Here is a 26,334-nt window from a genome sequence, read left to right as displayed (position 1 = left end):
GGCGGCATTGGCCGCCGCAGCCCGTATCTACGCCGTCTGACCTGCGGTTTCTTGCCTATTATTCGTCAGGGTGCCGACCCGGCTACATCTGGTAGCCGATGTCCTGGAAACGGGGCGTGGCGAAGCCGAAGGCGCCGACGTTGGCGAGCGTCTTCTTCGTGGCCACCAGCTCGGGCCGCTGGTAGAGCGGAATCGATCCGGCGGCCGCCCAGATCCTGGCGTCGGCCTGCTCGACCAGGGTGTGCGCGGCGTCCTCGTCCAGTTCGGAGGCCGCCTGGTCGAAGAGCTGGTCGATGTGGTCGGTGCCGACCCGGGTGTAGTTCTGCTCGACGGTCAGCGAGCCGTCGGGCGCGGGCTGCGGCTTGGCGTAGATCGGCCGGGCGTCGGTCGCCGGGTAGGCGGTGCCGGGCCAGGAGTACAACGCCAGGTCGTAGTCGCCGGAGGCGATGTGGTCCTGGAAGTAGCTGGCGTCGGAGACCCGCTGGAGGGAGGTCTGTACGCCGATCTTGCCGAGCATTTCGGCGATCTGCCGCCCGACGGTGCGCAGCTGTGCGGAGCCGGCCCCGTCGGGGAGCACGAAGCGCAGGGTGAGCGGCCTGCCGTTCTTCTTGACGGCGGCGATCCTGGCTCCCTTGTGGCCGGCCGGGCGTGGTGCGAAGGCCGCGTCGGCGGGCCGTTCGGCGGCCGCGCGCAGGGCGCCCGGGTGGCCCCCGGAACCCGGCAGATTCGGGGCCTGCCCGGTCTCGATCAGCTCGGCGGCGCCGAGCGTCTGTGCCGCGCGCTTCTTGTACTTCTTGTACCTGCCGTACGCCGCTGACGTGGTGTCACCGTCCGCCCGGTCCTTCTCCCGGGCCGCCGCCTCCTTGTAGAACGAGGCGCTCTGCCGCAGCAGGGCGGCCTGCTGGACCTCGGAGCCGACCGCGCCGGCGAAGGACAGCGGGGCCTTCGCGGCGGCGGGCCGCATGCCGTCGGACCGGTTGCCCCTGGCGGGCGGTGCGGCATGGCCGCGGCCGGAGCGGGCCGGGTTGCGGTCGTCGGCCTCGCCGTCGTCCCCGCCGTCGGACCGGCCCCCGGCCCCCTCGTCGCCGTAGCGGTCGTCCGACGTGTCGTAGCCGTCCTCGCCGGCGGCGCGGCCCGCGCCGGGCACCGGTGCGCCCGCCTTCCCGCCGGCCTGCTGACGGTCGGTGTCGTCGCTCTTCCAGCCGGCTTCGGCGAGCAGCGCCTTGGCCGCCCCGGTGTCCTGGCCGCCGAGCGCATCACTGTGGTCCTGGTAGCCGTACTGCTCGGCCATCAGCAGATGGCTGCCGAGCGGCCTGGACGGCAGGTCGAGCGGCTTGAGGACGGTGTCCGCGAGCTCCTGGCGGTCGAGGGCCCGGGCCACCGCACGACGCACCCGGTCATCGGCCAGCGGCCCGCTGCTGCCGTTGAGGGCGAGCTGGGTGTAGGCGGGCTCCAGGGCCTTGCGGATGGTGTAGCCGCGCAGTACGGCGTTCTGTGCCGCGGCGGCCTTGGCGCCGGAACGGGCCCCGGCCCGGTTCCCCCCGCCCTGCGGGCCCGCGTTGCCGTCGCCGGGCTCGTGGGACCCGGCGGAGGCGGCGCGCCGGGCGGAGGCGACCCGCTTCGCGGCGACCTGGTCGACCGCGGCGACGTCGATGCTCCCGTCGGCGAGCGCCGCGGCCCGCTTGTCGCCGGGCAGCGACCGCAGCTCGATCCTCTTGAGGATGGCGGGATCGCCCCACCACTTCGGGTTGCGCACGAGGACGACGCGCCCTTCCTTGGCGTCCCGCTTCTGGAAGAGGAACGGTCCGGCGCTGACCTTCAGTTGCTCACGGGCGCCGTCGTTGAAGGCGCCCGCGCTGCCCATCACGCTCTTGGGGTAGAGCGGGGTGAACAGTGACTCCCAGTCGGCGTAGGGGCGGGCGAAGGTGACCTTGACCTCGCGGGAGCCCGCGCCCTGTTCGACCTTGCCGATCCGGTCGTAGCCGGCGTTGCGGGCGGTCCAGAAGGCGTTGTCCTTGCCGCGCAGCGCGGTCCACTGGGCGATGAAGTCGGCGGCGGTGATCGGCCGGCCGTCGCTCCACCGCGCCTTGGGGTTGATCTTGTAGGTGACGACCTGTTTGGGGTCGCGGGCGCTGATGTCCGCGGCGTCCAGGTAGTCGGCGTTGCGCTGTGGTCTGCCGCTCGCGTCGATGGTGAACATGCTGGGCAGCACCGCGCCGGTGATCCGCGTGGTGGTCGCGTCGGCGTCGGACTGGAAGGCGTTCAGCGTGCCGGGCATCGCGTCGACGGCCCAGCGCAGCGTCCCGCCCTTCCTCAGTTCGCCGCGGGGCGCGGGGGCGATGTCCTGGGATGTGGTGACGGACGTGTCCCGGGCCTCGTCACTGCATCCGGTCAAGGCCGGCAGCGGGAGCAGCACCCCGGCCGCGATGAGCGCGGCACAGCGGCGCCTGCGGCACGCCGCACGGCGGCCTGCGGGGTGGTCGTGGTCGGTCATGAGGGTTACCTCCGGGCTCGCCCGCGCCGCGCCGTGCGCCGCCTGGGGCCTGACCGGCGCACCACGTTCGGCCGACTTTGGGGCTCATCACATCTATGGCCCCCCTACTGAAAGCGACCCCGCACGGACCGGCCGCCCGACACGTCGGCCGGACCCCCAAGCCCACCCGCCCGGCCCAACACCGGGCCCCTCAGCGGCCGGAACCGGGGCCCCCGAGTGCGCGGAACACCCCCGCGTACCGGCGGTTTTCGTATCCGCGTTCGACCTACGCCGCGGCGCATGGTTGCCGGAACGCACCGGTTCGAGTCGTAATCACGCTCGCCCCCTTCCCAACGCCTACTGTGACGCGCGACACTCTCGGGCGCATGAGATCGCCCACCACACCTTCAAAAGTGAGGGCACGTTATGTCCCTTCAGGACGAATTGACGGCGGTTGAACGCAGCCTGGACGGTCTGGTCCGTTCGGTGGGACGGCTGGAGGCGCAGCTCGACGCCTGTCTGGACATCCGCCGGCTCCGCAGCGACACGGACCACCTGCGCGAAAGCCTGACCCTGCTCAAGCAGAGCGTGGCGGCCGGTCCGGCCCGCCGTCCGAGCGCCGTCGTCGAGGAGATGGTGACGATCCCTGACGCCCCGTACGACGCCACGCTGTGGACCGATGCCGAGGACGAGGGGCTCGGCTCCAGGAACGGCCACGCGCCCTGACGACGCGGCACGCGTCCCGCTCACCGCCCCTCATCCCGTTCCCGCCCCGCCCCGGCGGTGCCTTCGCCGCCCCCGCCCCGACGGAGCGCCCTTCACGGAGACCGACGTTGGCCACTGGCACCGAACCCTCCCCACCAGCGCCCGCGAACGGTGTGCACACCGCCTCGCGCGCCGCCATCCCCGCCCGTCATCTGCGCACCGACCGCTGGTGGCTGGCACCGGCCGGCACCGCCGCCGGCCTGTTCGCGTTCATCGTCTACTCGACCTGGCGGGCGTTCGCGAACGCCGACTACTACCACGCGCCCTATGTCTCGCCGTTCTACTCGCCCTGTCTGGCGGAGAACTGCCGCACCATGCGCGGCGGCCCCAACTGGGAGATCTTCGGCAGCTGGTGGGGCCTGTCGCCCGCGCTGCTCATCCTGATCTTCCCGCTGGGCTTCCGGCTGACCTGCTACTACTACCGCAAGGCCTACTACCGCGGCTTCTGGGCCTCGCCGCCGGCCTGCGCGGTCGCCGAGCCGCACAAGAAGTACACCGGTGAGACCCGTTTCCCGCTGATCCTGCAGAACATCCACCGCTACTTCTTCTACTTCGCGGTGCTGGTCGCCGGCGTGCTGACCTACGACACGGCGCTGACCTTCCGCGACGAGAACTACGCCTGGGGCCACATGGGCCTGGGCACCCTGGTCTTCCTCGCCAACATCGTGCTGATCTGGGCGTACACCCTCTCCTGCCACTCGTGCCGGCACATCATCGGCGGCCGGCTGCGGCACTTCTCCAAGCACCCGGTGCGCTACCGGCTGTGGGGCTGGGTCGGCAGGCTCAACGAGCGGCACATGCTGCTCGCGTGGGCCTCGCTGATCAGCGTGGCCGTCGCCGACTTCTATGTCTTCCTGCTGGCCAGCGGGGCCATCACGGACCCGCGTTTCTTCTGACGACAGCTTCTCCTAAGGAAAGGTGTGCCCTCTGATGGCGCATGTGGACCGGCAGGCATGGGACGTGGTCGTGGTGGGCGCCGGCGGCGCCGGGCTGCGTGCCGCCATCGAGGCCCGCGAGGCCGGCATGCGGACGGCCGTGATCTGCAAGTCCCTGTTCGGCAAGGCGCATACGGTGATGGCCGAGGGCGGCATCGCCGCCAGCATGGGCAATGCCAACGAGCACGACAACTGGCAGGTCCACTTCCGCGACACCATGCGCGGCGGGAAGTTCCTCAACCAGTGGCGGATGGCCGAGCTGCACGCCCGTGAGGCCCCGGACCGGGTATGGGAGCTGGAGACCTGGGGCGCGCTCTTCGACCGCACCGCGGACGGCCGGATCTCCCAGCGCAACTTCGGCGGCCACGAGTACCCGCGCCTCGCGCACGTCGGCGACCGTACGGGCCTGGAGCTGATCCGCACCCTCCAGCAGAAGATCGTCTCGCTGCAGCAGGAGGACGAGAAGGAGTTCGGCGCGTACGACGCCCGGCTGAAGGTCTTCCAGGAGTGCACGGTCACCCGGGTGCTCACCGAGCCGGCCGGCGGCTCCGCCGCGGGGTCCGGCAGGGTCTGTGGCGCCTTCTGCTACGAGCGGGAGTCCGGCCGCTTCTTCGTGCTGGAGGCCCCGGCGGTGGTGCTGGCCACCGGCGGGATCGGCAAGTCCTTCAAGGTGACCTCGAACTCCTGGGAGTACACCGGCGACGGGCACGCGCTGGCGCTGCTGGCCGGGGCCCCGCTGATCAACATGGAGTTCGTGCAGTTCCACCCCACCGGCATGGTCTGGCCGCCCTCGGTCAAGGGCATCCTCGTGACCGAGTCGGTCCGCGGGGACGGCGGGGTGCTGCGCAACAGCGAGGGCAAGCGCTTCATGTTCGACTACATCCCGGACGTCTTCAAGGACAAGTACGCCCAGACCGAGGAGGAGGGCGACCGCTGGTACGAGGATCCGGACCACAACCGCCGCCCGCCCGAACTGCTGCCCCGCGACGAGGTCGCCCGCGCCATCAACGCCGAGGTCAAGGCGGGCCGCGGCTCCCCGCACGGCGGCGTCTACCTGGATGTCTCCACCCGGATGCCGGCCGAGGTGATCAAACGGCGGCTGCCGTCGATGCACCACCAGTTCAAGGAGCTGGCGGATGTCGACATCACCACCGAGCCGATGGAGGTCGGCCCGACCTGTCACTACGTGATGGGCGGGGTGGACGTGGACCCGGACACCACGGCGGCGACCGGCGTACCGGGCCTGTTCGCGGCCGGTGAGGTGGCCGGCGGGATGCACGGCTCCAACCGGCTCGGCGGCAACTCGCTGTCCGACCTGCTGGTCTTCGGCCGCCGGGCGGGGCTGCACGCGGCCGAGTACGCACAGTCGCTGGCCGAACGGCCGGCCGTCGACCCGCTGCAGATCGACGCGGCGGAGGCGGAGGCGCTGCGTCCCTTCAGCGCCGAGCTCGTCGAGGCGGACACCGGCCTCGAACCGGGCCCGGCGGAGAACCCGTACACCCTGCACCAAGAGCTCCAGCAGTCGATGAACGACCTGGTCGGCATCATCCGCAGGGAAAGCGAGATGTTCGAGGCCCTGAAACGGCTGGCCGATCTGCGGGTGCGGGCCCGGCGGGCCGGCGTCGAGGGACACCGGCAGTACAACCCCGGCTGGCATCTGGCGATCGATCTGCGGAACATGCTGCTGGTCAGCGAGTGTGTGGCACGGGCGGCGCTGGAGCGCGAGGAGAGCCGGGGCGGCCACACCCGCGACGACCATCCGGCGATGGACCGCACCTGGCGCAACATCAACCTGGTCTGTGAACTCGCCGACCCGCAGGGCGACGCGCGAGCGTCCGATGCGGCACTGGGCCAGATCCGCCTCTCCCGCCGCGAGACCCCGCCGATCCGCCGCGACCTGCTGGAACTGTTCGAGAAGGACGAGCTGGCGAAGTATCTGACCGACGAGGAGCTGAGCCGGTGAGCGTGTCGCAGGAAGAGCAGCAGCAGTCCGGCGTCTACCAGGCGCACTTCCGGGTCTGGCGGGGCGACGCGGACTCCGGGGACCTGGAGGCCTTCAAGGTCGAGGTGCACGACGGCGAGGTGGTGCTGGACATCGTCCACCGCCTGCAGGCGACCCAGGCACCCGATCTCGCCGTGCGCTGGAACTGCAAGGCCGGCAAGTGCGGTTCGTGCAGCGCGGAGATCAACGGGCGGCCGCGGCTGCTGTGCATGACCCGGATGTCGGTCTTCGACCGTACGGAGACCATCACCATCACGCCGATGCGGGCCTTCCCGGTCATCCGCGATCTGGTCACCGATGTGTCCTTCAACTACACCAAGGCCCGCGAGATCCCGGCGTTCGTACCGCCCCCGGAGCTGGGCCCCGGTGAGTACCGGATGCAGCAGGAGGACGTGGGCCGGTCGCAGGAGTTCCGCAAGTGCATCGAGTGCTTCCTGTGCCAGGACACCTGCCATGTCGTCCGGGACCACGAGGAGAACAAGGAGGCCTTCGCCGGTCCGCGCTTCCTGATGCGGATCGCCGAGCTCGACATGCATCCGCTGGACACGGCCCCACAGGCCGGTCTCGACCGCAAGCGCGCCGCGCAGGACGAGCACGGGCTGGGCTACTGCAACATCACCAAGTGCTGCACCGAGGTCTGCCCCGAACACATCAAGATCACTGACAATGCGCTGATCCCGCTGAAGGAGCGCGCCGCGGACCGTAAGTACGACCCGCTGGTGTGGCTCGGGAACAAGATCCGGCGTCGTGGCGAATGACCGGGCGGGGCGTATGACCGGACGGGGCGTATGACCGGACGGGGCGTATGACCGGACGGGCGGGGCCCGGGGCGCGCGCCCCGGGCCCCGCCCCCGTCGTCGGAACGCCAGCCCCTCAGGCCCTCAGGCCCTCGGCCCCTCAGCCCCTCAGAACAGACTCAGCAGCGCTTCGGCCGGATCGATCGCCGCCGACTCCCCGTCCGGCAGCGCGAGCTCGAACCACACGGTCTTGCCGCGCGGGGTCCGGCGGCTGCCCCAGCCCTGGCTCAGCAGACCGACCAGCTGCAGTCCGCGGCCGCCCTCGTCGGTGTCCCTGGCCCGGCGGCGGCGCGGCTGGGCGAGATCGGCGTCCCAGACCTCGCAGACCAGGGTGCGGTCCAGCAACAGCCGCAGCCGGATCTCGCCGTGGCCGTGCCGCAGCGCATTGGTCACCAGCTCGCTGACCAGCAGCTCCGTGGTGTCGACCAGCTCCTGCAGGCCCCAGTCCGTCAGCTGGTCACGGGCGAGCTCCCGGGCGCGGGCCACCGAACGGGCCTCCGGCGCCAGGCTCCAGTCGCCCACCGCGTCCTTGGGCAGCCCGTGCACCCGCGCCATCAGCAGCGCGATGTCGTCCTCGCCGTGCGAGGTGTCCATGGCGCTCAGGACCTGGTCGCAGGCGTCCTCCAGCGGACGGTCGGCGCGCGAGAGGGCGGTGCGGAACGCCTGCAGCCCCTCCTCCAACGGATGGTGGCGGGACTCCACCAGACCGTCGGTGTAGAGCGCCAGCAGCGCCCCGTCCGGCAGCTCGACCTCGATCTCCTCGAACGGTTCGCCGCCCACCCCCAGCGGCATCCCCGGCGGCACGTCGAGGAGCAGCGCGTCCTCGCCGTCCTCGACCAGCGCCGGCGGCAGATGCCCGGCGTTGGCGAACGTGGCGCGCCGGGTGACCGGGTCGTAGACGGCGTAGACGCAGGTGGCGAGGTAGACCTCGGAGAGATCGGCGGTCGCGGCGGAGCGCCGCGCTTCCCCCGCGCCCTCACCGGCCCCGGACCGGCTGCGGGCGGAGCGCGCGGTCGACGACCTGCCGTCGCCGTCGCCGCCCAGCCCGCGGGCGATCTCGTCGAGCGCCGACAGCACCTCGGCGGGCTCCAGGTCCAGCAGCGCCAAGGTCCGTACGGCGGTACGCAGTTCCCCCATCGCCACGGCGGCGCGCAGCCCGCGTCCCATGACATCGCCGACGACCAGCGCCGTGCGGTGCCCCGGCAGTTCGATGACATCGAACCAGTCGCCGCCGACCTCGGTGGCGGTGGTGCCGGGCAGATAGCGGCAGGCGATGTCCAGACCGGCGGCCTCGGGGTCGCCGGGCGGCAGCAGGCTGCGCTGCAATATCAGGGCGCGCTCGTGCTCCCGGCGGTAGAGGCGGGCGTTGTCGATACAGACCGCGGCGCGCGCGGCCAGTTCGACGGCGAGCGCGGTGTCACGCTCCCCGAAGGGCTCGCTGCCCTTCGTACGGGAGAACTGCACCAGTCCGACGACGGTGTCCCTGGCGACCATCGGGACGGCGAGGGTGGAGTGCACCACCGCGCCCAGCTCCGGCCCGTCGTCGCTGTCCCGGCCCGGGATGATCTGTGCGTGGGCGGTCCGCAGTGCGCCCGCGCAGGGGGAGTTGAAGGGGTAGCGGTGGACGGCGCCGACCGCGACCGGCCCCGGTGCGTCGCCGGGGACACCGGGGGCGGTGGCGAGCGGGGCGTCCGACACGGCGCTGGCGAAGGCGACCCGGCGCAGCTCCGCGCTGCCGTCGCTCATGCCGGGCGGGGCCTCGTCGCCCGCCAGCAGGCCCTGGTAGAGGTCCACGGAGGCCAGATCGCAGAACTGCGGTACGGCGACGTCCAGGAGGGTGCGGGCGGTGGTCTCCAGATCGAGGGAGTTGCCTATCCGGGCACCGGCCTCGTTGAGCAGGGCGAGGTTGCGGCGGGCGTTGGCGGCCTCGCGCTCGGCCCGCCGACGGCCCGTCACATCGGCGGCCAGCGCCGCGACGCCGATCGGGCGGCCGCTGGCGCCGTGCAGCCGGTAGAGCGACACCGACCAGCGGCGGCGGTCCTCCTCGCCGGGCGCCAGCCCGACCAACTGCATCTCGGTGACCGGCTCGCCGGTGTCCAGGACGCGGCGCAGCGCGACGGTCATCCGCTCGGCCTCGGAGCGCGGCAGGAAGTCGTGCGGACCGCAGCCGCGGTACTTGCTCGCCGGGCCGCCGAAGACCGTGGCGAACCGTTCGTTGACCCGCAGCAGCCGCAGGTCCGTGCCGAACAGGGTGAAGCCCATGGGAGATTGACCGAAAACGGCCTGCGAGGCAGCGAGGTCGGTCTCTATGCCGCGCAGCGCGCGGACGTCGACGACGAGGCAGACCGCGGCCCGCTCGCCGTTCTCGTCGCGCGAGGGCATCACATAGATCTCGGCGAGCCCGTCGGCGTCCGCGTCCTCTCCCCGGCGGTAGGGCACCAGGCCGGTCCACTCCCGGCCGTCAAGGATCTCGGACACCTTGCGGCGCCCGGTGGCCCGCAATTCGCGCGGGACGAAGGCTTCGACGGGGTCCTTGCCGAGCGCATACCGCGCGGGTATGCCGAGCATGTCCTCCGCCCGCTCGCTCCACTGGTCGATCCGCCCGTCGGGGCCGAGCGAGAAGGAGGCCACGCGAATGTAGTCATAGATCGATCCGGGCCGGCTGCTCTGCCACACGGGCGGGCCCTGCAGCTCCCGCGCGTGTGGGCGGCCACCTGGATCACCGGAGCCGTCCGCACCGCCCTGACCCTCGGCCTGCGCGGGTTCTTCCCCGCCAGATGACATCTCGCTCACGAGCCCCGTCCCCTCCAGCTCATCGTGCCCGGACCGGACCCGCCTGAGTATCCAGTACCCCGGCTATCCGGAACACGGTCTTCACGATCACAGCACAGTCTCGATCGCAGCCCACCCACAGAATGTCGATGAATTGGCAACGATCAGGACCCACCTGTCTCCTAACCAGCCACCGACAGCTCGAACCACACTGTCTTGCCACTCTTTCCACGACGGGTCCCCCAGCGCCGCGAACTGCATGCGACCAGCTGCAATCCACGGCCTCCCTCGTCGTCGGGAGCGGCGTCGCGCTCCTGCGGCGGGTCGGGCAGCGGATCGGAGACCTCGACGAGCAGCCCGTCGGTGTTGAGGAGCACCATACGGACTCCGATCGGCCCGCTGGCGTGACGCAGGGAGTTGGTGACGAGCTCGCTCACGAGTAGTACGGCCATGTCGGCGGCGCCGTTCAGCCCCCAGTCGTCCAGCACCCGCCGGACCACCGTGCGGGCCGTGCGCACCGCCCCGGGGTCGGCCGGAAAGCTCCATTCGGCACTGGGTGCACCGGAGGCCCTGCCGCGCTTGCGGACGTGCCCGGAGTCCGGCTCCGGGACCCCTGCCGCTGCGCTGTCGCTCACGCCGATCACATCCCAGCCCGGTGGCAATCCCCGTCGTCTTGCCTGCATCGAAGGGGTCAATCAGGACATACCCGCTATCTATCCCTCAGTACCGCTTGCAGCGGCGCACTGTGGCACAAATGAAACATATCGGCGGGCCGGGGTGCCGGATGGCGCGGGCGAAGCCGGCGCAGGCCGCGTACGGGGCCCTCAGGGCCGCGCGCGGACCCAGGACAGCGACTGCGGCCGTATGCCCGACTGGGCAGCGACTGCGGCCGTACGCCCGGCTGGACAGCGGTTACGGCCGTACGCCCGGCAGCCCGGCCGTCCCCGCCAGCCGGCGCATCGCCTCGGCCACCGCCGGGCGGTCCTGGTCCAGCCAGTCGACCTGGGACTCCTCGCCGGGCAGCAGCCAGCGCAGCTCGTCGTGATCCTGCAGGGGCCGCGGCGCCCCGGACAGCAGCCGGGCCGTCCACACCTGCAGGACATAGCCGGGCCGCAGCACCCACTCCCCCGGAATCCGCTCCTGGGCCGCCGCCTCGACGCCCAGTTCCTCGCGCAGCTCGCGCTCCAGCGCCTGCTCGGGTGTCTCGTCGTCCTCCACCTTGCCGCCGGGCAGCTCCCAGCGGCCGGCCAGCGCGGGCGGTGCGCTGCGCCGTGCGGCCAGCAGCCGCCCGCGCTCGCACACCGCTCCGCCCACCACTACGCGCACGGTCGTCATGCGCGGCAGCCTACGTCCCCCGCTCTCGTCCCGCTTCCCCGCCAGCCGCCTCTCAGGTCGCCGCCCGGTCGGCCTTCTCGACCACGTAAAGCTGCTGATGGCCGCGTGTGCCGAGCCGGTCGGCCACCCGCTCCGCCTCCGCTCGGGTGGCATAGCGGCCCACGCGATACCGGTTGCCGCCTTCGTCCTGGCGGATGACGAGCCAGGGGAGCACCGCTCCGCCCTCGGTCATTGCGCCCCTCCGTCCGCCGCGCAGCGCGCCGTCGCGCGCCCCTGGCCTGCTGAGGCCGAAATCGCAATCCGCATATGCCCGAGCCTACGCCCGACCTTTACTCACCGGATATGGATTTTCACAAAGAGATACCGAACCGGCCACCCGCGGGCCTCCGGCGTACCGGAAGCGGCCTGCGAGTGGCCGGTTGGGGACCCGATGCGCTCGGGCGGACGAACAGCTCGCGCGCGGCGCGGGCGGTCAGGACGTGCCTCGTGGATCAGCCCTGGGCCGCGACGGACACCTTGGCGTCGTCGGTCTCGGCGGCCTCCGCCGCCGCGGCCTCCTCCTCGGCATGGAGCTCGGCCTCGACCGTGAGCAGCGAGGGGTTGCGCCAGGAGCTGCGCACGCCCCAGTAGTAGAAGGCGAGACCGATCACGGCGACCAGGAGGATGTCCCAGCCCTCCGGCAGATAACCCTTGCCGCCGAAGTCCTTGCCACCCAGGTACGACACCGTGGCCATGACCAGCAGATACGCCACCATCCAGGCACCCGCCTTGAGGTGCGGGCGCAGCTCGGCCCACGGCTTGCGGCCCTGGGTCAGCGGCTTGCCGATCTCGTACCAGGCCCAGACCGGCAGTCCGACGGCCATGATCAGGATGACCTTGCCGGTCAGCGGCCAGCGGCCCCAGTACAGCACCAGCGAACCGAAGATCATGGCGATCGGCGCGACGATCGGCATCGCGCGCAGCTTCACCGGGCGCTTGAGGTCCGGCGAGATGCGGCGCAGCGACATCACCGCGACCGGCCCGGTGATGTACGAGATGACCGTGGCCACCGAGACGATCTCGGCCAGCGAGCCCCAGCCGCGGAAGACCGCGAGGAAGAGGAAGGCGATCACGAGGTTGAGCACCAGCGCCGGACGCGGCACACCGGTCTTCTTGTCCACCTTGCCGAAGATGCCGGGCAGATGGCCGTTCTCCTGCACGCCGTGGATCATGCGCGAGGTGGTGGCGGCGTAGATCATGCCGGTGCCGGACGGCGAGACAAAGGCGTCCGCGTACAGCAGCAGCGCCAGCCAGTTCAGGCCCCAGGCCACGGCGAGGTCGGCGAGCGGCGAGTTGAAGCCGAGGGAGGCCCAGCCGCCGCCGGCGGTCAGCTTGTCACCGGGCACCGCCATCAGGAACGCGACCTGGAGCGCGACATAGATGACCAGCGCGATCAGGATCGACCAGACGACGGCCTTCGGCAGCGACTTGCCGGGGTTGCGGGCCTCACCGGCGAGGTTCAGCGGGGACTGGAAGCCGTTGTAGGCCCAGACGATGCCGGAGACGGCGACGGCGGTGAAGACCGAACTCCAGCCGTTGGGCGTGAAGCCGCCGTGGTGGACGATGTTGCCGGTGTCGAAGTGCGCCACCATCAGCGCGGTCGCGGTCAGCGCCGGGACGACGACCTTGAAGACCGTGATCGCGGTGTTGGTTTTGGCGAACAGCGAGATCGCGAACCAGTTGAGGAAGAAGTAGAAGATCAGCAGGATGCTGGCCAGCCCGACGCCGGTGCCGGTCAGCTCCGTGCCGTCGTAGAGCGCATGCGCCCAGCCGAAGTCCCAGGAGCTCATGTACTGGACGGAGGCGGTGGCCTCGCCCGGGATGACCGAGACGATCGCGATCCAGTTCGCCCAGGCCGCGAGGTAACCGGCGAGCGAGCCGTGGGAGTACTGGCCGTAGCGGACCATGCCGCCGGCCTTCGGGAACATCGCGCCCAGCTCGCTGTACGTGAGGGCGATGGTGAGCGCGACAAGCGCACCGATGACCCAGGCGAGGATCGCGGCCGGGCCGGCGATGGCGGCAGCCCGTTCGGCTCCGAAGAGCCAGCCGGAGCCGATGATGGACCCGAGACCAGTGGCGGTCAGGGCGATGGTCCCGAGGGACCGACGGTAATTCGAGTGCGAGCCCTGCTCCGCGCTCGGGGTCTTCGTCGTGCTCACGTGCTTGGTCTCCTGGTCTTCCCCCGTGCCGTGCACAAACTTCGCCATCGTAAGAGCGAATCGGAGCGTCGGCTTCCCACAGCAGCCTGAAAAAGGCCTGTAGTTGAGGGTCTGTGACTTATCCAACACAAGGTTTCAGCCAAATTTTGTGTACGAATATCCACAAACCGGACACCCGTCAGAGAACCGGGACCGAGATGAGGGCGTCCCGCGCACGCGCACACGGGGATGCGGGTCGGCAGCGGAGAGCTTCGCGACTACTTCACCGGCAGGTGATACGTGACCCGGTACCGGTCCGCGAGGGTGACGACATCGGCCGTCTCGACCGGCCTGCCGCCCGCGAAGTACGTCCGGGAGACGACCAGGACGCCGTGCCCGGGGACCCCGCCCAGCGTCATGGCCTCCTCCGCCAGCGCGGGCCGCGCCCCGACCTCCTCGACGACGTTGTCCACCACCACATCGATGGCCGCCATCCGCTCGACCACCCCACGGCCGGCCAGCGGCCCCTCCTCCGGCAGCATCACGGGCGTCCGGCCGGTCACCTCCAGGGGCTCCCAGGAGGTCGAAAGCATCGACGGCTCCCCCTCCGCCCGGAAGACATAGCGCGTCCGCATCACCTTGGCGTCCTGCGGGACGCGCAGCCGGGCGGCGATCGCCGCGCCGGCCGGCTCCTGCTCGCTGTGGGACTCCCAGGTGCCCCGCACCCGCTCGTCCGTCTGCTCCTGCCGGAACGGCGTACAGCCGCCCGCCGAGTGGAAGCCGACGCGGGCGATACGGCGCGGGACGGGCCGTTCGCGTACGTAGGTGCCCGATCCCGAGCGGCCCTCGACCAGCCCCTCGGCCATCAGGACCTTGCGCGCCTCCAGGGCGACGGTGTCCGAGACGCCGTACTCCTCACGGATGCGCGCCTGGGAGGGAAGTCGGGTGTGCGGCGGCAGCACCCCGTCGACGATCTTCTGGCGCAGGTCGCCGGCGACGCGGAGGTACGCGGGCTGCTCACCGAAAGGCACATGCCCCTCCCAACAGCTTGACGGTGAGCAACAGCGTGGCAACCGCGCGTTGCCGATCGCAAGCTTGGGCCAGATATTCACCTGATGTGATGAAACCCAGCTCAGCCCGTGTAAACGACCGAGGCCGGGCACCACGGGTTCTCGTACCCCCACCCCGCGCCACCCCACCCTTCCTTTCCACCCGGTAGCCGTCGCCCATGCGTGTCACGATCGAAAAGGAAGCACGGCCGGGCCGGAACGAGCAGCACGGGCGAGGGAGGGAAGAGACGGCCGAACGGCGCACGGCACGCAGAATGCACGGCGCACGGAAGCACGGCAGACCGCGGTCGTCAGCCACAACAGACCCAACAGGCCCCGCAGACCCAGCACACCCAACAGGCCCAGCAGGCGGAAGACGGCACAGCACCCGGAAACGGAACGCGGCACGCGGTATCAGGACGGGAAGGAAGGGACCCCATGCCCGTCGAACCCCAGCTCTCCCCCATGCCCAAGGACTGGCAGCGGGCCCTCGCCATCGTCGCGCACCCCGACGACCTCGAATACGGCGCCGCGGCCGCCATCGCCGAATGGACCGCCGCGGGGCGCGAGGTCAGCTACCTCCTGGTCACCCGCGGTGAGGCCGGCATCGACGGACTCGCGCCCGGGGAGGCCGCCGCGGTCCGCGAGACCGAGCAGCGGGCCGGTGCCGCGGTGGTCGGCGTCCACACCGTCGAATTCCTCGACCACCACCACGACGGCGTCATCGAGCCCGGCCTGGCGCTGCGCCGCGATCTGTCGGCGGCCGTCCGGCGCCACCGCCCCGAGCTGCTGCTCACCCTCAACCACCACGACACCTGGGGCGGCGGCCACTGGAACAGCCCGGACCACCGGGTCGTCGGCCGCGCCGTCCTCGACGCCGCGGGCGACGCCGGCAACCGCTGGATCTTTCCCGAACTCGCCGGCGCGAAGGGCCTGGCGCCCTGGAACGGCGTCCGCTGGGTGGCCGTGGCGGGCTCCCCGCACCCCACGCACGCCGCGGAGGTCGGCCCCGGCATCGACCGCGCGGTCGACTCGCTGGCGGCGCACGGGGCGTACATCAACGGCCTGCGCGGCGCCGAACAGGATCCGCGCGCCTACGCCCGCACCTTCATCGAGCAGATGCTGCGCACCGGCGGCGAACGCTACCGGGGCCGCCCCGCCACGCTCTTCCAGCTCTTTCCGCGCTGAGCGCCCGCCTGAGCGGCCGCCTGGGCGCCCCCGCCTGAGCACTCCCAAGGGCTTTCCCGGCGCCTGTCCCCTTCTCCCCCTTCCCTCTTCACTCCTTCCGCGCCACCCGTCGCCCGCAGACCGCCACAGCACGGCTCGCCGCAGCGCGGCACGGCGCAGCATTCCTGGGCCGTGCCTCCCCCCTCCCCAGCCACGCCGCCCCTTCAGCGCACTTTGCCCCCTTTTCGCCTCATCTCGATGCTATGCGGCGGCCCCGGAGTCTTCAGCGCTCGGGCCGCCGTCCGGGCCGCGCCCGCGCCGCCGTCCCTGCCGATTCCTGTGGGCCGTCGGTGGCAAAGCGGCCCATGCCCGCTTGCGCCTGCCGCCGCCCGCCGCCCCCGCGCCGCACAATCGCCCCGGTCACCACGTACGCACGTACGCACGTACGGAAGCATCTCGGCGGACAGAGGAGAGCGGCCCATGGACGCAGCGGGACATCCGGATCGCAGAACGGTGCTCGCCGGCGGCGTCGCGGCCGCCGCCACGCTGGCGGGCTGCGCCTCGACCAGCGCCGCCCCGGTGGCGGACGAGGCATCGCCGTCACCGTCGCCGCGGCCGACCACGCCCGCCGCGGCCTTCGAGCGGCTGATGGACGGCAACGCCCGCTGGGTGCGCGGAGACCTCCAGCACCCCGACCGGGACCCGAACCGCCGCGAGTTCGTGGCCCAGAAGCAGGTGCCCTTCGGCTCGGTCCTCTCCTGCATCGACTCCCGGGTACCGCCCGAGCTCCTCTTCGACACCGGCCTGGGCGACCTCTATGTGATGCGCACCGGCGGGGAGGCCATCGGCCCGGTCGTCACCGGCTCCGTGGAGTACGGCCCCATGACGAGCGGCACCCCCCTCATCGTGGTCCTCGGACACCAGCGCTGCGGCGCCGTCGAGGCGTCCTACAAGTCCTTCCGCGACGGCAAGCCCCTGCCCGGCAACCTGCAGGCGATCGCCAGGGCCCTGCGGCCGGCGTACGAGCAGACGGTCCACGAGGGCGGCGGCGAGGACCCCGTCGACACCATGGCCCGCACCCAGGTCAAACTGACCGCCGCCAACCTGCGCTCCAACCAGGACCTGGCCCCCCTCGTGGCCAAGGGCAGCCTCGCCGTGGTCGGTGCCTACTACTCCCTCGACAGCGGCAAGGTGGAAGTCCTGGCGGGGGCACCGTCCTGACGGGCGGGCCGGGCCCGCTCCGGCGTCGATGATCTCGTAGCTCCAGACCCGCCGAGTCGCTACGGTTGAGCCATGACCGCACTGCCCGACTGGATGCGCCCGCCCCGCGCGGAAGGCTGGTTCGCGGAGGACCTGGACCGCCTCCCCGAGGCACCCCGCCACACCGAGCTCATCGACGGAGCGCTCGTCTTCATGATGTCCCCACAGCGGTGGTGGCACGGCCACCTCGTCACCATGCTCACTGTCGCCCTCATGGAGCAGGCACCAGCCGGTGTTCGCGTCGGCCGAGAGATGACGATCAAGCTCGACCCACGCAATCGGCCCGAGCCGGATCTACTGGTGACGACCGCCGACTACGACGGTGACCGCACCTGGTTCGCCCCGGAGGACGTCCTCCTCGTCATCGAGGTCGTCTCACCCGAGTCCGCCCATCGCGACCGCACCGTCAAGCTCCGCAAGTACGCCGAGGCCGGCATCCCCCACTACTGGTGCATCGAGGACGAGGACTCCGTCCCCGCAGTGCACGTCTACGAGCTCGACCGGCCGACCCGCTCCTACGCGCCGGCCGGGATTTTCCGCCACGCGCTCCAGCGGACCCTGCCGTTCGAGATCAGCCTCGACCTGGACAAGCTGGCACCGGGCCGGTCCGGCTGAAACCACGGTGCGAGGCCAGCACCACACCTGCGCGGGAAGAAGGAAAAAGGGACCGGACTGTCTCCGTCCGACCCCTTTGACCTGTGCGTTCGGCGACTCAGGTCGCCTGCGGCAGACGTGCGGCTACACGTTGAACCGGAACTCCACCACATCCCCGTCCTGCATCACATACTCCTTGCCCTCCATGCGGGCCTTGCCCGCGGCGCGGGCGTCGGCGACGGAGCCGGTTTCCACCAGGTCGGCGAAGGAGATGATCTCGGCCTTGATGAAGCCCTTCTGGAAGTCGGTGTGGATGACTCCGGCGGCCTCGGGGGCGGTGGCGCCCTTCTTGATGGTCCAGGCGCGGGTTTCCTTGGGGCCGGCGGTCAGGTACGTCTGCAGGCCGAGGGTGTTGAAGCCGACGTGGGCGAGGGTGGCCAGGCCCGGCTCTTCCTGGCCGACGGACTGGAGGAGTTCCAGGGCCTCGTCCTCGTCCAGCTCGGCGAGGTCGGCCTCCAGCTTGGCGTTCAGGAAGATCGCCTCGGCGGGGGCGACCAGGGCGCGCTGCTCGTTCTTGAAGTCCTCGTCGGTCAGCTCGTCCTCGTCGACGTTGAAGACGTAGAGGAAGGGCTTGGTGGTGAGGAGGTGGAGGTCGTGCAGGAGCTCTTCGTTGCCGGAGCCCTGGACGATTCCGGCGGAGAACAGCGTGTCGCCCTTCTCCAGGATCGCCTTGGCCTCCTCGACCGCCTTGACCTTCGGGACCACGTCCTTCTTGATGCGCGACTCCTTCTGGAGACGCGGCAGCACCTTCTCGATGGTCTGGAGGTCGGCGAGGATCAGCTCGGTGTTGATGGTCTCGATGTCGTCCTTGGGCGAGACCTTGCCGTCGACGTGGACGACGTTCTCGTCCTTGAAGGCGCGGATGACCTGGCAGATCGCATCGGACTCGCGGATGTTCGCGAGGAACTTGTTCCCCAGGCCCTCGCCCTCGGAGGCGCCGCGGACGATGCCCGCGATGTCCACGAAGTCGACGGTGGCGGGGAGGATCTTCTGGGAGGCGAAGATCTCGGCCAGCTTGGCCAGCCGCGGGTCGGGGACACCGACGACGCCGACGTTCGGCTCGATGGTGGCGAACGGGTAGTTGGCCGCCAGCACGTCGTTCTTGGTCAGGGCGTTGAACATGGTCGACTTGCCGACATTCGGCAGACCGACGATTCCGATCGTGAGCGACACGTGGCGACTCGACTTCCGAGCGAGAGGTGGTGGGGTGGGCACGGCCCCGGGAGGGCCGATCCACCAGTCTACGGGGCGGCCGGGGCCGAGCCGCCGCCACCGGGACCGGCCGCGCCCCGCCCCCACCCCCGGACCCGGAGCGAATCAGTCCGAACCTCGGCCCAAAGCGCGTGTCCCGCAGCCGGTTAATCCCACTTAGCGGCCTACCGTTGACGAGTGGAGCAACACGAAGCGCGCACCCCCCAGCACAGCCCGCCGCGGTCCGCACATCCGCCCGCGGGCCAGGACGCCCGGCTCCCGCGCCCCGCGGAGGCCGTGGCCCCCGACCCCGACGACGACTTCCTCACCGCGATGCGGGCCTCCGGGTTCGCTGCCGTACCGGCGTCCGTACCCGCGCTCGCGCGGTCCGCGGGGCGCGGTCCCGCACCGGCCGGTCCCCTCCGCGCGCCCGCCCGGGTGCCCGGGGCGGCGGCTCCGGGACGCGCCCCGGCCCCACCGGAGGGCGCGGAGTCCGCGACCGTCTACCGGGCGCGCCCCCAGCGCCCCCTGCCGTCCCCGCCACCCGCCCTGCGCCGCCGGATGCCGGCGGCCAAGCTCACCGGACTCGGCTGCTGGCTGCTGGCGACGCTGGCGCTGCTGGCCTTCGCCTTCCTGGACCGGCTGCTGCTCGGCGGCGCGCCGGCCCCGTACGGCGTCTGCTACGTGCTGGTCGGGATCGCCGCGGCGCTCTGGGTCAGGCCGTTCGACCTGGTCATCGCGCCGGTCACGCTGCCGATCGCGTTCACGCTCGGTGCGCTGCCGCTGCAGCGGGGCGCGGGCGGGTTCGACGGACTGCTGATGGGCGTCTTCACCGTCCTCGCGCTGAACGCCGGCTGGCTCTACGCCGGCACGCTGATCAGCGCGCTGCTCGCGATCGTCCGCCGGGTGCTGATCATTGCCCGGCGTCGGGCCAGCCGACCGGCGAGTCGACCGCGGAGCGCACCGCGCGGTCCGCAGGGCCGGCCGACGGGGCGGGCGCCCGAGAGGGAGCGGCCGCGGCCGGGGAACCGTCCGCGGCAGGTGGCTCGCCAGCCCGAGCGGCGTACGCAGCCATCGCGGCACCCACAATCCCCGCATTGTTCTGAAGCTGAGCCGGCACGATCTCCGCGCTGACGCCCTCGATCAGCGGCAGGAACTTCTCCGCCTTGCGGCTCACCCCGCCGCCGATCACGAACAGCTCGGGGGAGAACAGCATCTCCACATGGGCGAGGTACCTCTGCACCCGGTGCGCCCAGTGCTGCCAGCTCAGCTCCTCGTCCTCCTTGGCCTTGGTGGAGGCCCGCTTCTCGGCGTCATGGCCGTGCAGCTCCAGGTGGCCGAGCTCGGAGTTGGGCACCAGGCGGCCGTCGGTGAAGAGGGCGCTGCCGATGCCCGTCCCGAGGGTGAGCACGATGACCGTGCCGGTGCGGCCGCGGCCGGCGCCGAAGCGCAGTTCGGCCAGGCCGGCCGCGTCGGCGTCGTTGAGCACCGTGACGGGGCTGCCGCCGGCGCCGCCGAGCCGCGTGGTGAGCAGCGCGGCCGCGTCGAGCCCGATCCAGCCCTTGTCGACATTGGCGGCGGTACGGGTCGTCCCGTCGGTGACCACACCGGGGAAGGTCGCGCCGACCGGCCCCGTCCACCCGAAGTGGTCCACGACCTCTTTGACGCCGGCCGCGACCGCATCCGGGGTGGCCGGATGCGGGGTCAGCACCTTGTGGCGCTCCTCCGCGAGCTCGCCGCGCTCCAGATCCACCGGGGCACCTTTGATGCCCGACCCGCCGATGTCCACACCGAAGACCTTCATGGGAAAAGGCTAGGCGTCGGCGGGGCCGCCCGCCCCCGGGATACACCGACCGGTGCCCGGGGCGGCGCGGCGAACGCGGCGGGCTCAGTCCTCGGTTGCCACCTTGGCCTCGGCGCGCAGGTCCCGGCGGAGCTCCTTGGGCAGCGAGAAGTGGATGGACTCCTCGGCAGCCGTGATGGTCTCCACGTCCTCGTAGCCGCGCTGGGCGAGCCAGTCCAGGACGCCGTGGACGAGCACGTCGGGGACGGAGGCGCCGGAGGTGACACCGACCGTGCCGACGCCCTCCAGCCAGGCCTCGTCGATCTCCTCGGCGTAGTCGACCAGATGGGCGTCGCGGGCGCCGGCGCCCAGCGCCACCTCGACCAGGCGCACGGAGTTCGAGGAGTTCTTGGAGCCGACGACGATGACGAGATCGGCCTGGGCGCCCATCTGCTTCACCGCGATCTGGCGGTTCTGGGTGGCGTAGCAGATGTCGTCGCTGGGCGGCGAGAGGAGGTTGGGGTAGCGGCCCTTGAGGGCGTCCACCGTCTCCATGGTCTCGTCGACCGAGAGGGTGGTCTGGGAGAGCCAGACGACCTTCTCCGGGTCGCGGACCTCGACATTGGCGACGTCCTCGGGGCCGTCGACCAGCGTGATGTGCTCGGGGGCCTCACCGCTGGTGCCGATGACCTCTTCGTGGCCCTCGTGGCCGATCAGGAGGATGTCGTAGTCCTCCTTGGCGTAGCGGACGGCTTCCTTGTGGACCTTGGTGACCAGCGGGCAGGTGGCGTCGATGGTGGCGAGCTTGCCGCGCTTGGCCTCTTCGTGGACGGCGGGCGCCACGCCGTGCGCGGAGAAGATGACGATGTTGCCCTCGGGCACCTCCTCCGTCTCGTCGACGAAGATGGCGCCCTTCTTCTCCAGGGTCTTCACGACGTACTTGTTGTGGACGATCTCGTGGCGTACGTAAACGGGGGCGCCGTACTGCTCAAGGGCCTTCTCCACAGCGATCACGGCGCGGTCCACGCCCGCACAGTAGCCACGGGGAGCGGCGAGCAGGACCTTGCGGTCGCTGCGGCGCGAAGCGTCTTCGCCCGGGGTGGTGGCGGACGTCGGGCTGGGCGAGGAAGTCATGCGTCCCATCGTAAAGGCGTGGCCCCGCCCCGGAAGATCGCGCCGTTGTCCGAGACTGGGGAGGCACGGAGCGAGGAGGCAGGATGCCGGGCACGAGCGGCGGCACGGGCGGCGCGGGGGCGGGCGGCGCCGGGCCCGGCGGCGGAGCGGGCACCGCGGCCGGCGGGGACGGGGACTCCGGCGCCCTTGGTGCACTGCGGCGGACGCTGACATTCCGGGATCTGGTCGTCTACGGGCTGCTGTTCATCGCCCCGATGGCGCCGGTCGGAATTTTCGGCACGCTGCAGGCCACCTCGCACGGCGCGGTCACCGCCGTCTACCTGGTCGCGACGGTCGCGATGGCGTTCACCGCCTACTCGTACGCCCAGATGGTGCGGGTCGCCCCGCAGGCCGGTTCGGTCTATACGTACGCCCGGGTGGGTCTGGGCGAGGGCGCGGGGTTCGTCGCCGGGTGGATGGCGATGCTGGACTATCTGCTGATTCCGGCGGTCGCGTATCTGTTCTCCGGGATCGCGCTGCATGCGCTGGTGCCGTCCGTGCACCAGTGGGTGTGGACGGCGCTGGCGGTGGCCGTGACCACGCTGCTGAATCTGTGGGGCGTGCGGACGGCGGCCCGGGTGGGGTTCGCGGTGCTGGCGATGGAGATCGTGGTGCTCGCGGTGTTCGTGGTGTCGGCGGTCGCCGAACTGGTCTCGCACGGGACGCAGCGCGGCTGGGCCGAGCCGCTGACCGGCGAGGGCGGGTGCTCCGTGCGTGCGGTGCTGGCCGCGGTGTCGGTGGCGGTGCTGTCGTACCTGGGGTTCGACGCGATCGCGTCGTTTGCGGAGGAGGCCGGGGGGCGCACGGTGCCTGCCGGGACGGCCGGGGGCCGGTCGCCTGCCGGGACGGCCGGGGCCGGGGATGCCGGCGGGACCGGAGTGGCCGGCGGGGACGGGGTGGCCGGCGACCCTGACCGGGTGGCGCGGGCGGTGTTGGCCTGTCTGGCGGTGGCCGGTGTGCTGTTCGCGGCGCAGACGTATCTGGCGGCGCTGCTGATGCCGATGAGCGCGGCGGAGCTGGCGGCCCGGCCGGGCGAGCAGGGCGGCGCCTTCTACGCCACGGTCGACGCGTCGGTGGGCCGCTGGCTGCACGACCTGGTGGCGGTGAGCAAGGCCATCGGCGCGGCGTTCGCGGCGCTGGCGGGACAGGCGGCGGCCGGCCGGCTGCTGTTCGCGATGGCCAGGGACCGGCGGCTGCCCGGGGCGATGTCGAAGGTGGACGCGGGCAGCGGGGTACCGCGCAGGGCGCTGCTGGGCGCGGCGCTGGTGTCGCTGGTGGCGGCGGTGTGGGCGGCCCGCAGGGACGACGGGCTCGACCAGCTGTCCTCGGTCGTGAACGTGGGGGCACTGACCGCTTTCGGGCTGCTGCACGCGTCGGTGACCGGCTGGTTCTGGATCCGCCGGGCGGGCGGGACGCCGAGCGTGCTGCGGCATCTGGTGGTGCCGTTGCTGGGGCTGGCGGTGGTGGTCGCGGTGATCGCCGGGGCCTCGGCCGCCGCGCGGGCCGTGGGCGGGGCCTGGCTGGTGGTGGGGCTGGTGGTGCTGGCGGTGCAGTACCGGGGGTGGGTACGCGGGGGCGCGATGCGGGGGTGAGGGGGTGCGGCGGGGGCAGGGCGGGGTGCGGGCCGGGCGGGCGCGCCGCCGCTGTCAGTGCCCGCCGCTAGTCTCGCTCGTATGGCTGTTTCTACGTCCCCGGAAACGCCGATCCCGGTCGGCGAGGTGTCCCGGCTCATCGGCGGTTGGATCGACCGGCTCGGCGCGGTGTGGGTCGAGGGGCAGATCACCCAGCTCTCGCGGCGCCCCGGCGCGGGAGTGGTCTTCCTGACGCTGCGTGATCCGTCGTACGACATCTCGGTGAGCGTGACGTGCTACCGCCAGGTCTTCGACAAGGTCGCCGACGTGGTGAGCGAGGGCGCCCGGGTGGTGGTGCACGCCAAGCCCGAGTGGTACGCCCCGCGTGGCCAGTTGTCGCTGCGGGCCGCCGAGATCAAGCCGGTCGGGGTCGGTGAACTCCTCGCCCGGCTGGAGCAGTTGAAGAAGTCGCTGGCGGCGGAGGGGCTGTTCGCCGCGGCCCGCAAGAAGCCGCTGCCGTTCCTGCCGCAGCTGATCGGGCTGGTCTGCGGCCGGGCGAGCGCCGCCGAGCGGGACGTCCTGGAGAACGCCCGGCACCGCTGGCCGGCCGTCCGTTTCGCGGTGCGCAATGTGCCGGTACAGGGGGTACACGCGGTCCCGCAGGTGGTCGCGGCGGTCCAGGAGCTGGACGCGCTGCCCGAGGTGGACGTGATCATCGTCGCGCGGGGCGGCGGCAGCGTGGAGGACCTGCTGCCGTTCTCCGACGAACAGCTCGTCCGGGCCGTGAGCGCGGCCGTGACACCCGTCGTCTCGGCGATCGGGCACGAGCCGGACACTCCACTGCTCGACCTGGTCGCCGATCTGCGTGCCTCGACGCCGACCGACGCGGCGAAGAAGGTGGTGCCGGACGTGGGCGAGGAGCTGGCCCGGGTCCAGCAGTTGCGGGAGCGGGCGCTGCGCGCCGTGGACGGCTTTCTGCAGCGGGAGGAGCGGGGGCTCGCGGCGGCGCTGCAGCGGCCGTGCATACAGCGGCCGCAGCGGATGGTCGAGGACCGCGAGGAGCAGGTCACGGCGCTGCTGGAGCGCGGCCGGCGGACCCTGGGACATCTGCTGGACCGTGCCGACTCGGAGCTGACGCACACCCTGGCCCGGGTGGTCGCGCTCTCCCCCAAGGCGACGCTGGAGCGCGGCTATGCGGTGCTCCAGAAACCGGACGGCACGGCGGTGCGCTCGCCGGACGAGGTCGGCGCGGACGAGGCGCTGCGGGCCCGGGTGGCCGAGGGCGAGTTCAGGGTGCGGGTGGACGGCGTCCCGGGCGCGGTCACACCCCCCGAATAGTGCGAAGGCAGACTCTTAGGGTGGGAGACATGGCGAAGGCGAAGACGGATGGCGCGGCGGACGCGGAGCAGGGTGCGGCGGCCGGCGCTGCGGCCCCGGTGGAGTCGGTGGACTCCACGCTGGGCTATGAGCAGGCGCGGGACGAGCTGATCGAGGTCGTCCGCAGCCTGGAGGCGGGCGGCACGACGCTGGAGGAGTCGCTTGCGCTGTGGGAGCGCGGCGAGGCGCTGGCGAAGGTCTGCCGGCGCTGGCTGGACGGCGCGCGGGCGCGGCTGGACGCGGCGCTGGCCCAGTCGCCGGACGAGCCGGAGGCGGAGCGCGCGTAGCGGCGGAGCGCGCCGGGGGGAGGTTCCGGCCACCCCTCCCCTCCCGTCACAAAGACCGCAACGACGCCAAGGCATATCCCTGTGAACCGCCTCACAGCGCTCCCCATTTAGTTGAAACTTAATCTATCTGCACTACAGTGGTTTCCCGTAAGACCCCCGTAGTGCATGCATGATCACTAATGTCTGCAGTGCCACAGAACCTGAACCCAGCTCACTCACCGAGGTGCCTTTATGTCTCTCGCCCTTGACGCCGCCGCTCAGGACCTCCTGTTCCGGGAGGCCCAGACCGCCAACACGTTCACGGACGAGCCGGTGACGGACGAGCAGGTCCAGGCCATCTACGACCTGGTGAAGTTCGGCCCGACCGCTTTCAACCAGTCGCCGCTGCGGATAACCCTGGTCCGCTCCCAGGAGGCCCGTGAGCGCCTGGTCAACCACGCCATGGGCGCCAACGGCCCGAAGACCCTCGGCGCGCCGCTGACCGCGATCCTCTCCGTGGACCTGGACTTCCACGAGAAGCTGCCGCAGCTCTTCCCGCACGCCCCGGGCATCAAGGACACCTTCTTCTCCGAGGCCGCGCGCCGCGAGGTCGCCGGGACCCAGAACGCCACCCTCCAGGCCGGCTACTTCATCGTCGGCATCCGCGCCGCCGGCCTGGCCGCCGGCCCGATGACCGGCTTCGACTTCACCGGCGTCGACAAGGAGTTCTTCGGCGACGGCAAGCAGAAGTCGTTCCTCGTCATCAACATCGGCAAGCCGGGCACCGACGCCTTCTTCCCGCGCTCCCCGCGGCTGACCTTCGACGAGGCCGTCGCCACCGTCTGAACAGGCACCGAGGAGGATCCCCGTCCGCGCATGAGACCCCGCCCGCGCCACGCGCACGGCGGCCCCCGCCCGCGCGACGCATGAGGCCGCCGCACCCCTCCCGGGTGCGGCGGCCTCCTCGTTCTCCCCGCGCGGCGTCCGCGCCGCTCAGCTCTTCTTCGCCACCAGTGCGGCGGCCAGGTCGGCGAGCCGCCCGTAGGGCGCGGTGCCGGTGACGACCGTGGTCACCCCGGGCTCCTCGCGGACCAGCGCGTTGTACTTGTCGCCCTTGTAGCGGTCCCACTTCTTGCTGCCGACGGCCTGCTTGCCCTCGGCCTTGGTCGCGCCGAGCGTGACCTCCTGTATGAACTTCCGCGGCACGGCATCGCTCTGCTCGACGGCCGCGTACTCCTGCTCCGGGTCGAGCATGCCCAGGTGCCAGGCACCGCCCTTGCCGTCCTCGTTCGCCTTGTACGAGACGGAGGTGGCACGCCAGGTCTTGGGCAGCCCCTCGGGCGCGGCGACCGGGTAGGGCGCCGCCCGCCGGGCCGTGATCAGTTCGACGCGGTAGTCGACCTTCTTGACCGCGTTCCTCGCCGCTTCCGCGCTCTCGTCGTGCGGGATGAAGAGATAGATCGCCCCGACGAGGATGCCGATCACCGCCAGTGACAGGACCATGTCCCGCACCGTTTGCCTGCCTCGCATACCTGCCACGCCCCTATGGTCCCCCATCCCCGCCGCGGCCCCGACAGGCCCCCCGGC

The 26,334-nt window shown here is 71.6% G+C and carries 22 protein-coding genes and 1 pseudogene; 12 read left to right on the top strand and 11 right to left on the bottom strand.

What is annotated here, in order from left to right:
- Positions 1 to 82: 82 nt before the first annotated feature.
- Positions 83 to 2,494 carry an ABC transporter family substrate-binding protein gene (locus tag ABZ851_RS09685; RefSeq protein ID WP_361124420.1) on the bottom strand — a complete coding sequence of 804 codons (2,412 nt, stop codon included), beginning with the start codon at positions 2,492 to 2,494 and terminating at the stop codon, positions 83 to 85.
- A 405-nt stretch (positions 2,495 to 2,899) separates the two neighbouring features.
- On the opposite strand from ABZ851_RS09685, the gene ABZ851_RS09680 reads away from it, so the two are divergent.
- From ABZ851_RS09680 to ABZ851_RS09665, 4 genes are all read left to right on the top strand, one after another.
- The gene (locus tag ABZ851_RS09680) at positions 2,900 to 3,199 is read left to right on the top strand and encodes a hypothetical protein (protein WP_336053117.1); all 300 of its coding nucleotides are present in this window, start codon (positions 2,900 to 2,902) and stop codon (positions 3,197 to 3,199) included.
- Positions 3,200 to 3,306: 107 nt separating this feature from the next.
- The gene (locus tag ABZ851_RS09675) at positions 3,307 to 4,134 is read left to right on the top strand and encodes a hypothetical protein (protein WP_361124418.1); all 828 of its coding nucleotides are present in this window, start codon (positions 3,307 to 3,309) and stop codon (positions 4,132 to 4,134) included.
- Between the two features lie 34 nt (positions 4,135 to 4,168).
- Positions 4,169 to 6,136 carry a fumarate reductase/succinate dehydrogenase flavoprotein subunit gene (locus ABZ851_RS09670; protein ID WP_361124416.1) on the top strand — a complete coding sequence of 656 codons (1,968 nt, stop codon included), beginning with the start codon at positions 4,169 to 4,171 and terminating at the stop codon, positions 6,134 to 6,136.
- Complete coding sequence (locus ABZ851_RS09665; RefSeq protein WP_361124414.1) at positions 6,133 to 6,933, top strand: succinate dehydrogenase/fumarate reductase iron-sulfur subunit; 801 nt, start codon at positions 6,133 to 6,135, stop codon at positions 6,931 to 6,933. Before ABZ851_RS09670 ends, ABZ851_RS09665 begins: the two co-directional genes overlap by 4 nt.
- Positions 6,934 to 7,080: 147 nt before the next feature.
- On the opposite strand, the gene ABZ851_RS09660 is transcribed toward ABZ851_RS09665, so the two are convergent.
- From ABZ851_RS09660 to ABZ851_RS09635, 6 genes are all read right to left on the bottom strand, one after another.
- Positions 7,081 to 9,648 (bottom strand): SpoIIE family protein phosphatase, encoded by a 2,568-nt coding sequence (locus ABZ851_RS09660; protein ID WP_361124412.1) that lies wholly within the window; start codon positions 9,646 to 9,648, stop codon positions 7,081 to 7,083.
- A gap of 278 nt (positions 9,649 to 9,926) precedes the next feature.
- Entirely contained in the window at positions 9,927 to 10,388 is a 462-nt protein-coding gene (locus ABZ851_RS09655) for an ATP-binding protein (RefSeq protein ID WP_361124935.1), read from the bottom strand.
- A gap of 268 nt (positions 10,389 to 10,656) precedes the next feature.
- Entirely contained in the window at positions 10,657 to 11,079 is a 423-nt protein-coding gene (locus ABZ851_RS09650; protein WP_361124410.1) for a (deoxy)nucleoside triphosphate pyrophosphohydrolase, read from the bottom strand.
- Positions 11,080 to 11,131: 52 nt separating this feature from the next.
- Positions 11,132 to 11,311 (bottom strand): SPOR domain-containing protein, encoded by a 180-nt coding sequence (locus ABZ851_RS09645; RefSeq protein ID WP_328384804.1) that lies wholly within the window; start codon positions 11,309 to 11,311, stop codon positions 11,132 to 11,134.
- 259 nt (positions 11,312 to 11,570) lie between these two features.
- Entirely contained in the window at positions 11,571 to 13,325 is a 1,755-nt protein-coding gene (locus ABZ851_RS09640; protein ID WP_361124407.1) for an APC family permease, read from the bottom strand.
- 209 nt (positions 13,326 to 13,534) lie between these two features.
- Positions 13,535 to 14,287 (bottom strand): GntR family transcriptional regulator, encoded by a 753-nt coding sequence (locus ABZ851_RS09635; RefSeq protein ID WP_361124405.1) that lies wholly within the window; start codon positions 14,285 to 14,287, stop codon positions 13,535 to 13,537.
- A 456-nt stretch (positions 14,288 to 14,743) separates the two neighbouring features.
- Between ABZ851_RS09635 and ABZ851_RS09630 the strand changes: the two genes are divergently transcribed.
- The 3 genes from ABZ851_RS09630 to ABZ851_RS09620 all read left to right on the top strand — a co-directional run bounded on the left by ABZ851_RS09630 (position 14,744) and on the right by ABZ851_RS09620 (position 17,347).
- Positions 14,744 to 15,493: a PIG-L deacetylase family protein gene (locus ABZ851_RS09630; protein ID WP_361124403.1), complete on the top strand. Its 750-nt coding sequence runs from the start codon at positions 14,744 to 14,746 to the stop codon at positions 15,491 to 15,493.
- A gap of 459 nt (positions 15,494 to 15,952) precedes the next feature.
- Positions 15,953 to 16,693: a carbonic anhydrase gene (locus ABZ851_RS09625; protein WP_361124401.1), complete on the top strand. Its 741-nt coding sequence runs from the start codon at positions 15,953 to 15,955 to the stop codon at positions 16,691 to 16,693.
- A gap of 72 nt (positions 16,694 to 16,765) precedes the next feature.
- Complete coding sequence (locus tag ABZ851_RS09620; protein WP_361124399.1) at positions 16,766 to 17,347, top strand: Uma2 family endonuclease; 582 nt, start codon at positions 16,766 to 16,768, stop codon at positions 17,345 to 17,347.
- Positions 17,348 to 17,470: 123 nt separating this feature from the next.
- Here the strand turns inward: ABZ851_RS09620 and ychF are convergent, their stop codons facing one another.
- Complete coding sequence (gene ychF / locus ABZ851_RS09615) at positions 17,471 to 18,559, bottom strand: redox-regulated ATPase YchF (RefSeq protein WP_088799734.1); 1,089 nt, start codon at positions 18,557 to 18,559, stop codon at positions 17,471 to 17,473.
- Between the two features lie 351 nt (positions 18,560 to 18,910).
- On the opposite strand from ychF, the pseudogene ABZ851_RS09610 reads away from it, so the two are divergent.
- A pseudogene (locus tag ABZ851_RS09610) lies at positions 18,911 to 19,477 on the top strand (DUF6542 domain-containing protein); the annotation flags it as partial.
- A 13-nt stretch (positions 19,478 to 19,490) separates the two neighbouring features.
- Here ABZ851_RS09610 and ppgK read toward each other — a convergent pair.
- Positions 19,491 to 20,381 (bottom strand): polyphosphate--glucose phosphotransferase, encoded by an 891-nt coding sequence (gene ppgK / locus ABZ851_RS09605; protein WP_361124397.1) that lies wholly within the window; start codon positions 20,379 to 20,381, stop codon positions 19,491 to 19,493.
- 84 nt (positions 20,382 to 20,465) lie between these two features.
- Positions 20,466 to 21,494, bottom strand: coding sequence for a 4-hydroxy-3-methylbut-2-enyl diphosphate reductase (locus tag ABZ851_RS09600; RefSeq protein WP_361124395.1), 1,029 nt, complete (start codon positions 21,492 to 21,494; stop codon positions 20,466 to 20,468).
- Positions 21,495 to 21,577: 83 nt separating this feature from the next.
- On the opposite strand from ABZ851_RS09600, the gene ABZ851_RS09595 reads away from it, so the two are divergent.
- The 4 genes from ABZ851_RS09595 (at position 21,578) to ABZ851_RS09580 (ending at position 25,593) form a co-directional block, all read left to right on the top strand.
- Positions 21,578 to 23,125 (top strand): APC family permease, encoded by a 1,548-nt coding sequence (locus ABZ851_RS09595; protein WP_361124393.1) that lies wholly within the window; start codon positions 21,578 to 21,580, stop codon positions 23,123 to 23,125.
- Between the two features lie 81 nt (positions 23,126 to 23,206).
- Complete coding sequence (gene xseA, locus ABZ851_RS09590; RefSeq protein ID WP_088799730.1) at positions 23,207 to 24,442, top strand: exodeoxyribonuclease VII large subunit; 1,236 nt, start codon at positions 23,207 to 23,209, stop codon at positions 24,440 to 24,442.
- A 29-nt stretch (positions 24,443 to 24,471) separates the two neighbouring features.
- A complete protein-coding gene (locus tag ABZ851_RS09585; protein WP_093491837.1) occupies positions 24,472 to 24,768 on the top strand; it encodes an exodeoxyribonuclease VII small subunit in 297 nt (98 codons plus the stop codon).
- 231 nt (positions 24,769 to 24,999) lie between these two features.
- Complete coding sequence (locus tag ABZ851_RS09580; protein ID WP_336049949.1) at positions 25,000 to 25,593, top strand: malonic semialdehyde reductase; 594 nt, start codon at positions 25,000 to 25,002, stop codon at positions 25,591 to 25,593.
- Between the two features lie 147 nt (positions 25,594 to 25,740).
- Here ABZ851_RS09580 and ABZ851_RS09575 read toward each other — a convergent pair whose 3' ends face one another.
- A complete protein-coding gene (locus ABZ851_RS09575; RefSeq protein WP_088799727.1) occupies positions 25,741 to 26,277 on the bottom strand; it encodes a DUF4245 domain-containing protein in 537 nt (178 codons plus the stop codon).
- Positions 26,278 to 26,334: the final 57 nt, after the last annotated feature.

Origin of the sequence: Streptomyces sp. NPDC047049 (genome assembly GCF_040643995.1) — a bacterium.
Classification (GTDB): Bacteria; Actinomycetota; Actinomycetes; order Streptomycetales; family Streptomycetaceae; genus Streptomyces; species Streptomyces mooreae.
This window is presented reverse-complemented; position numbering and strand designations above follow the sequence as displayed.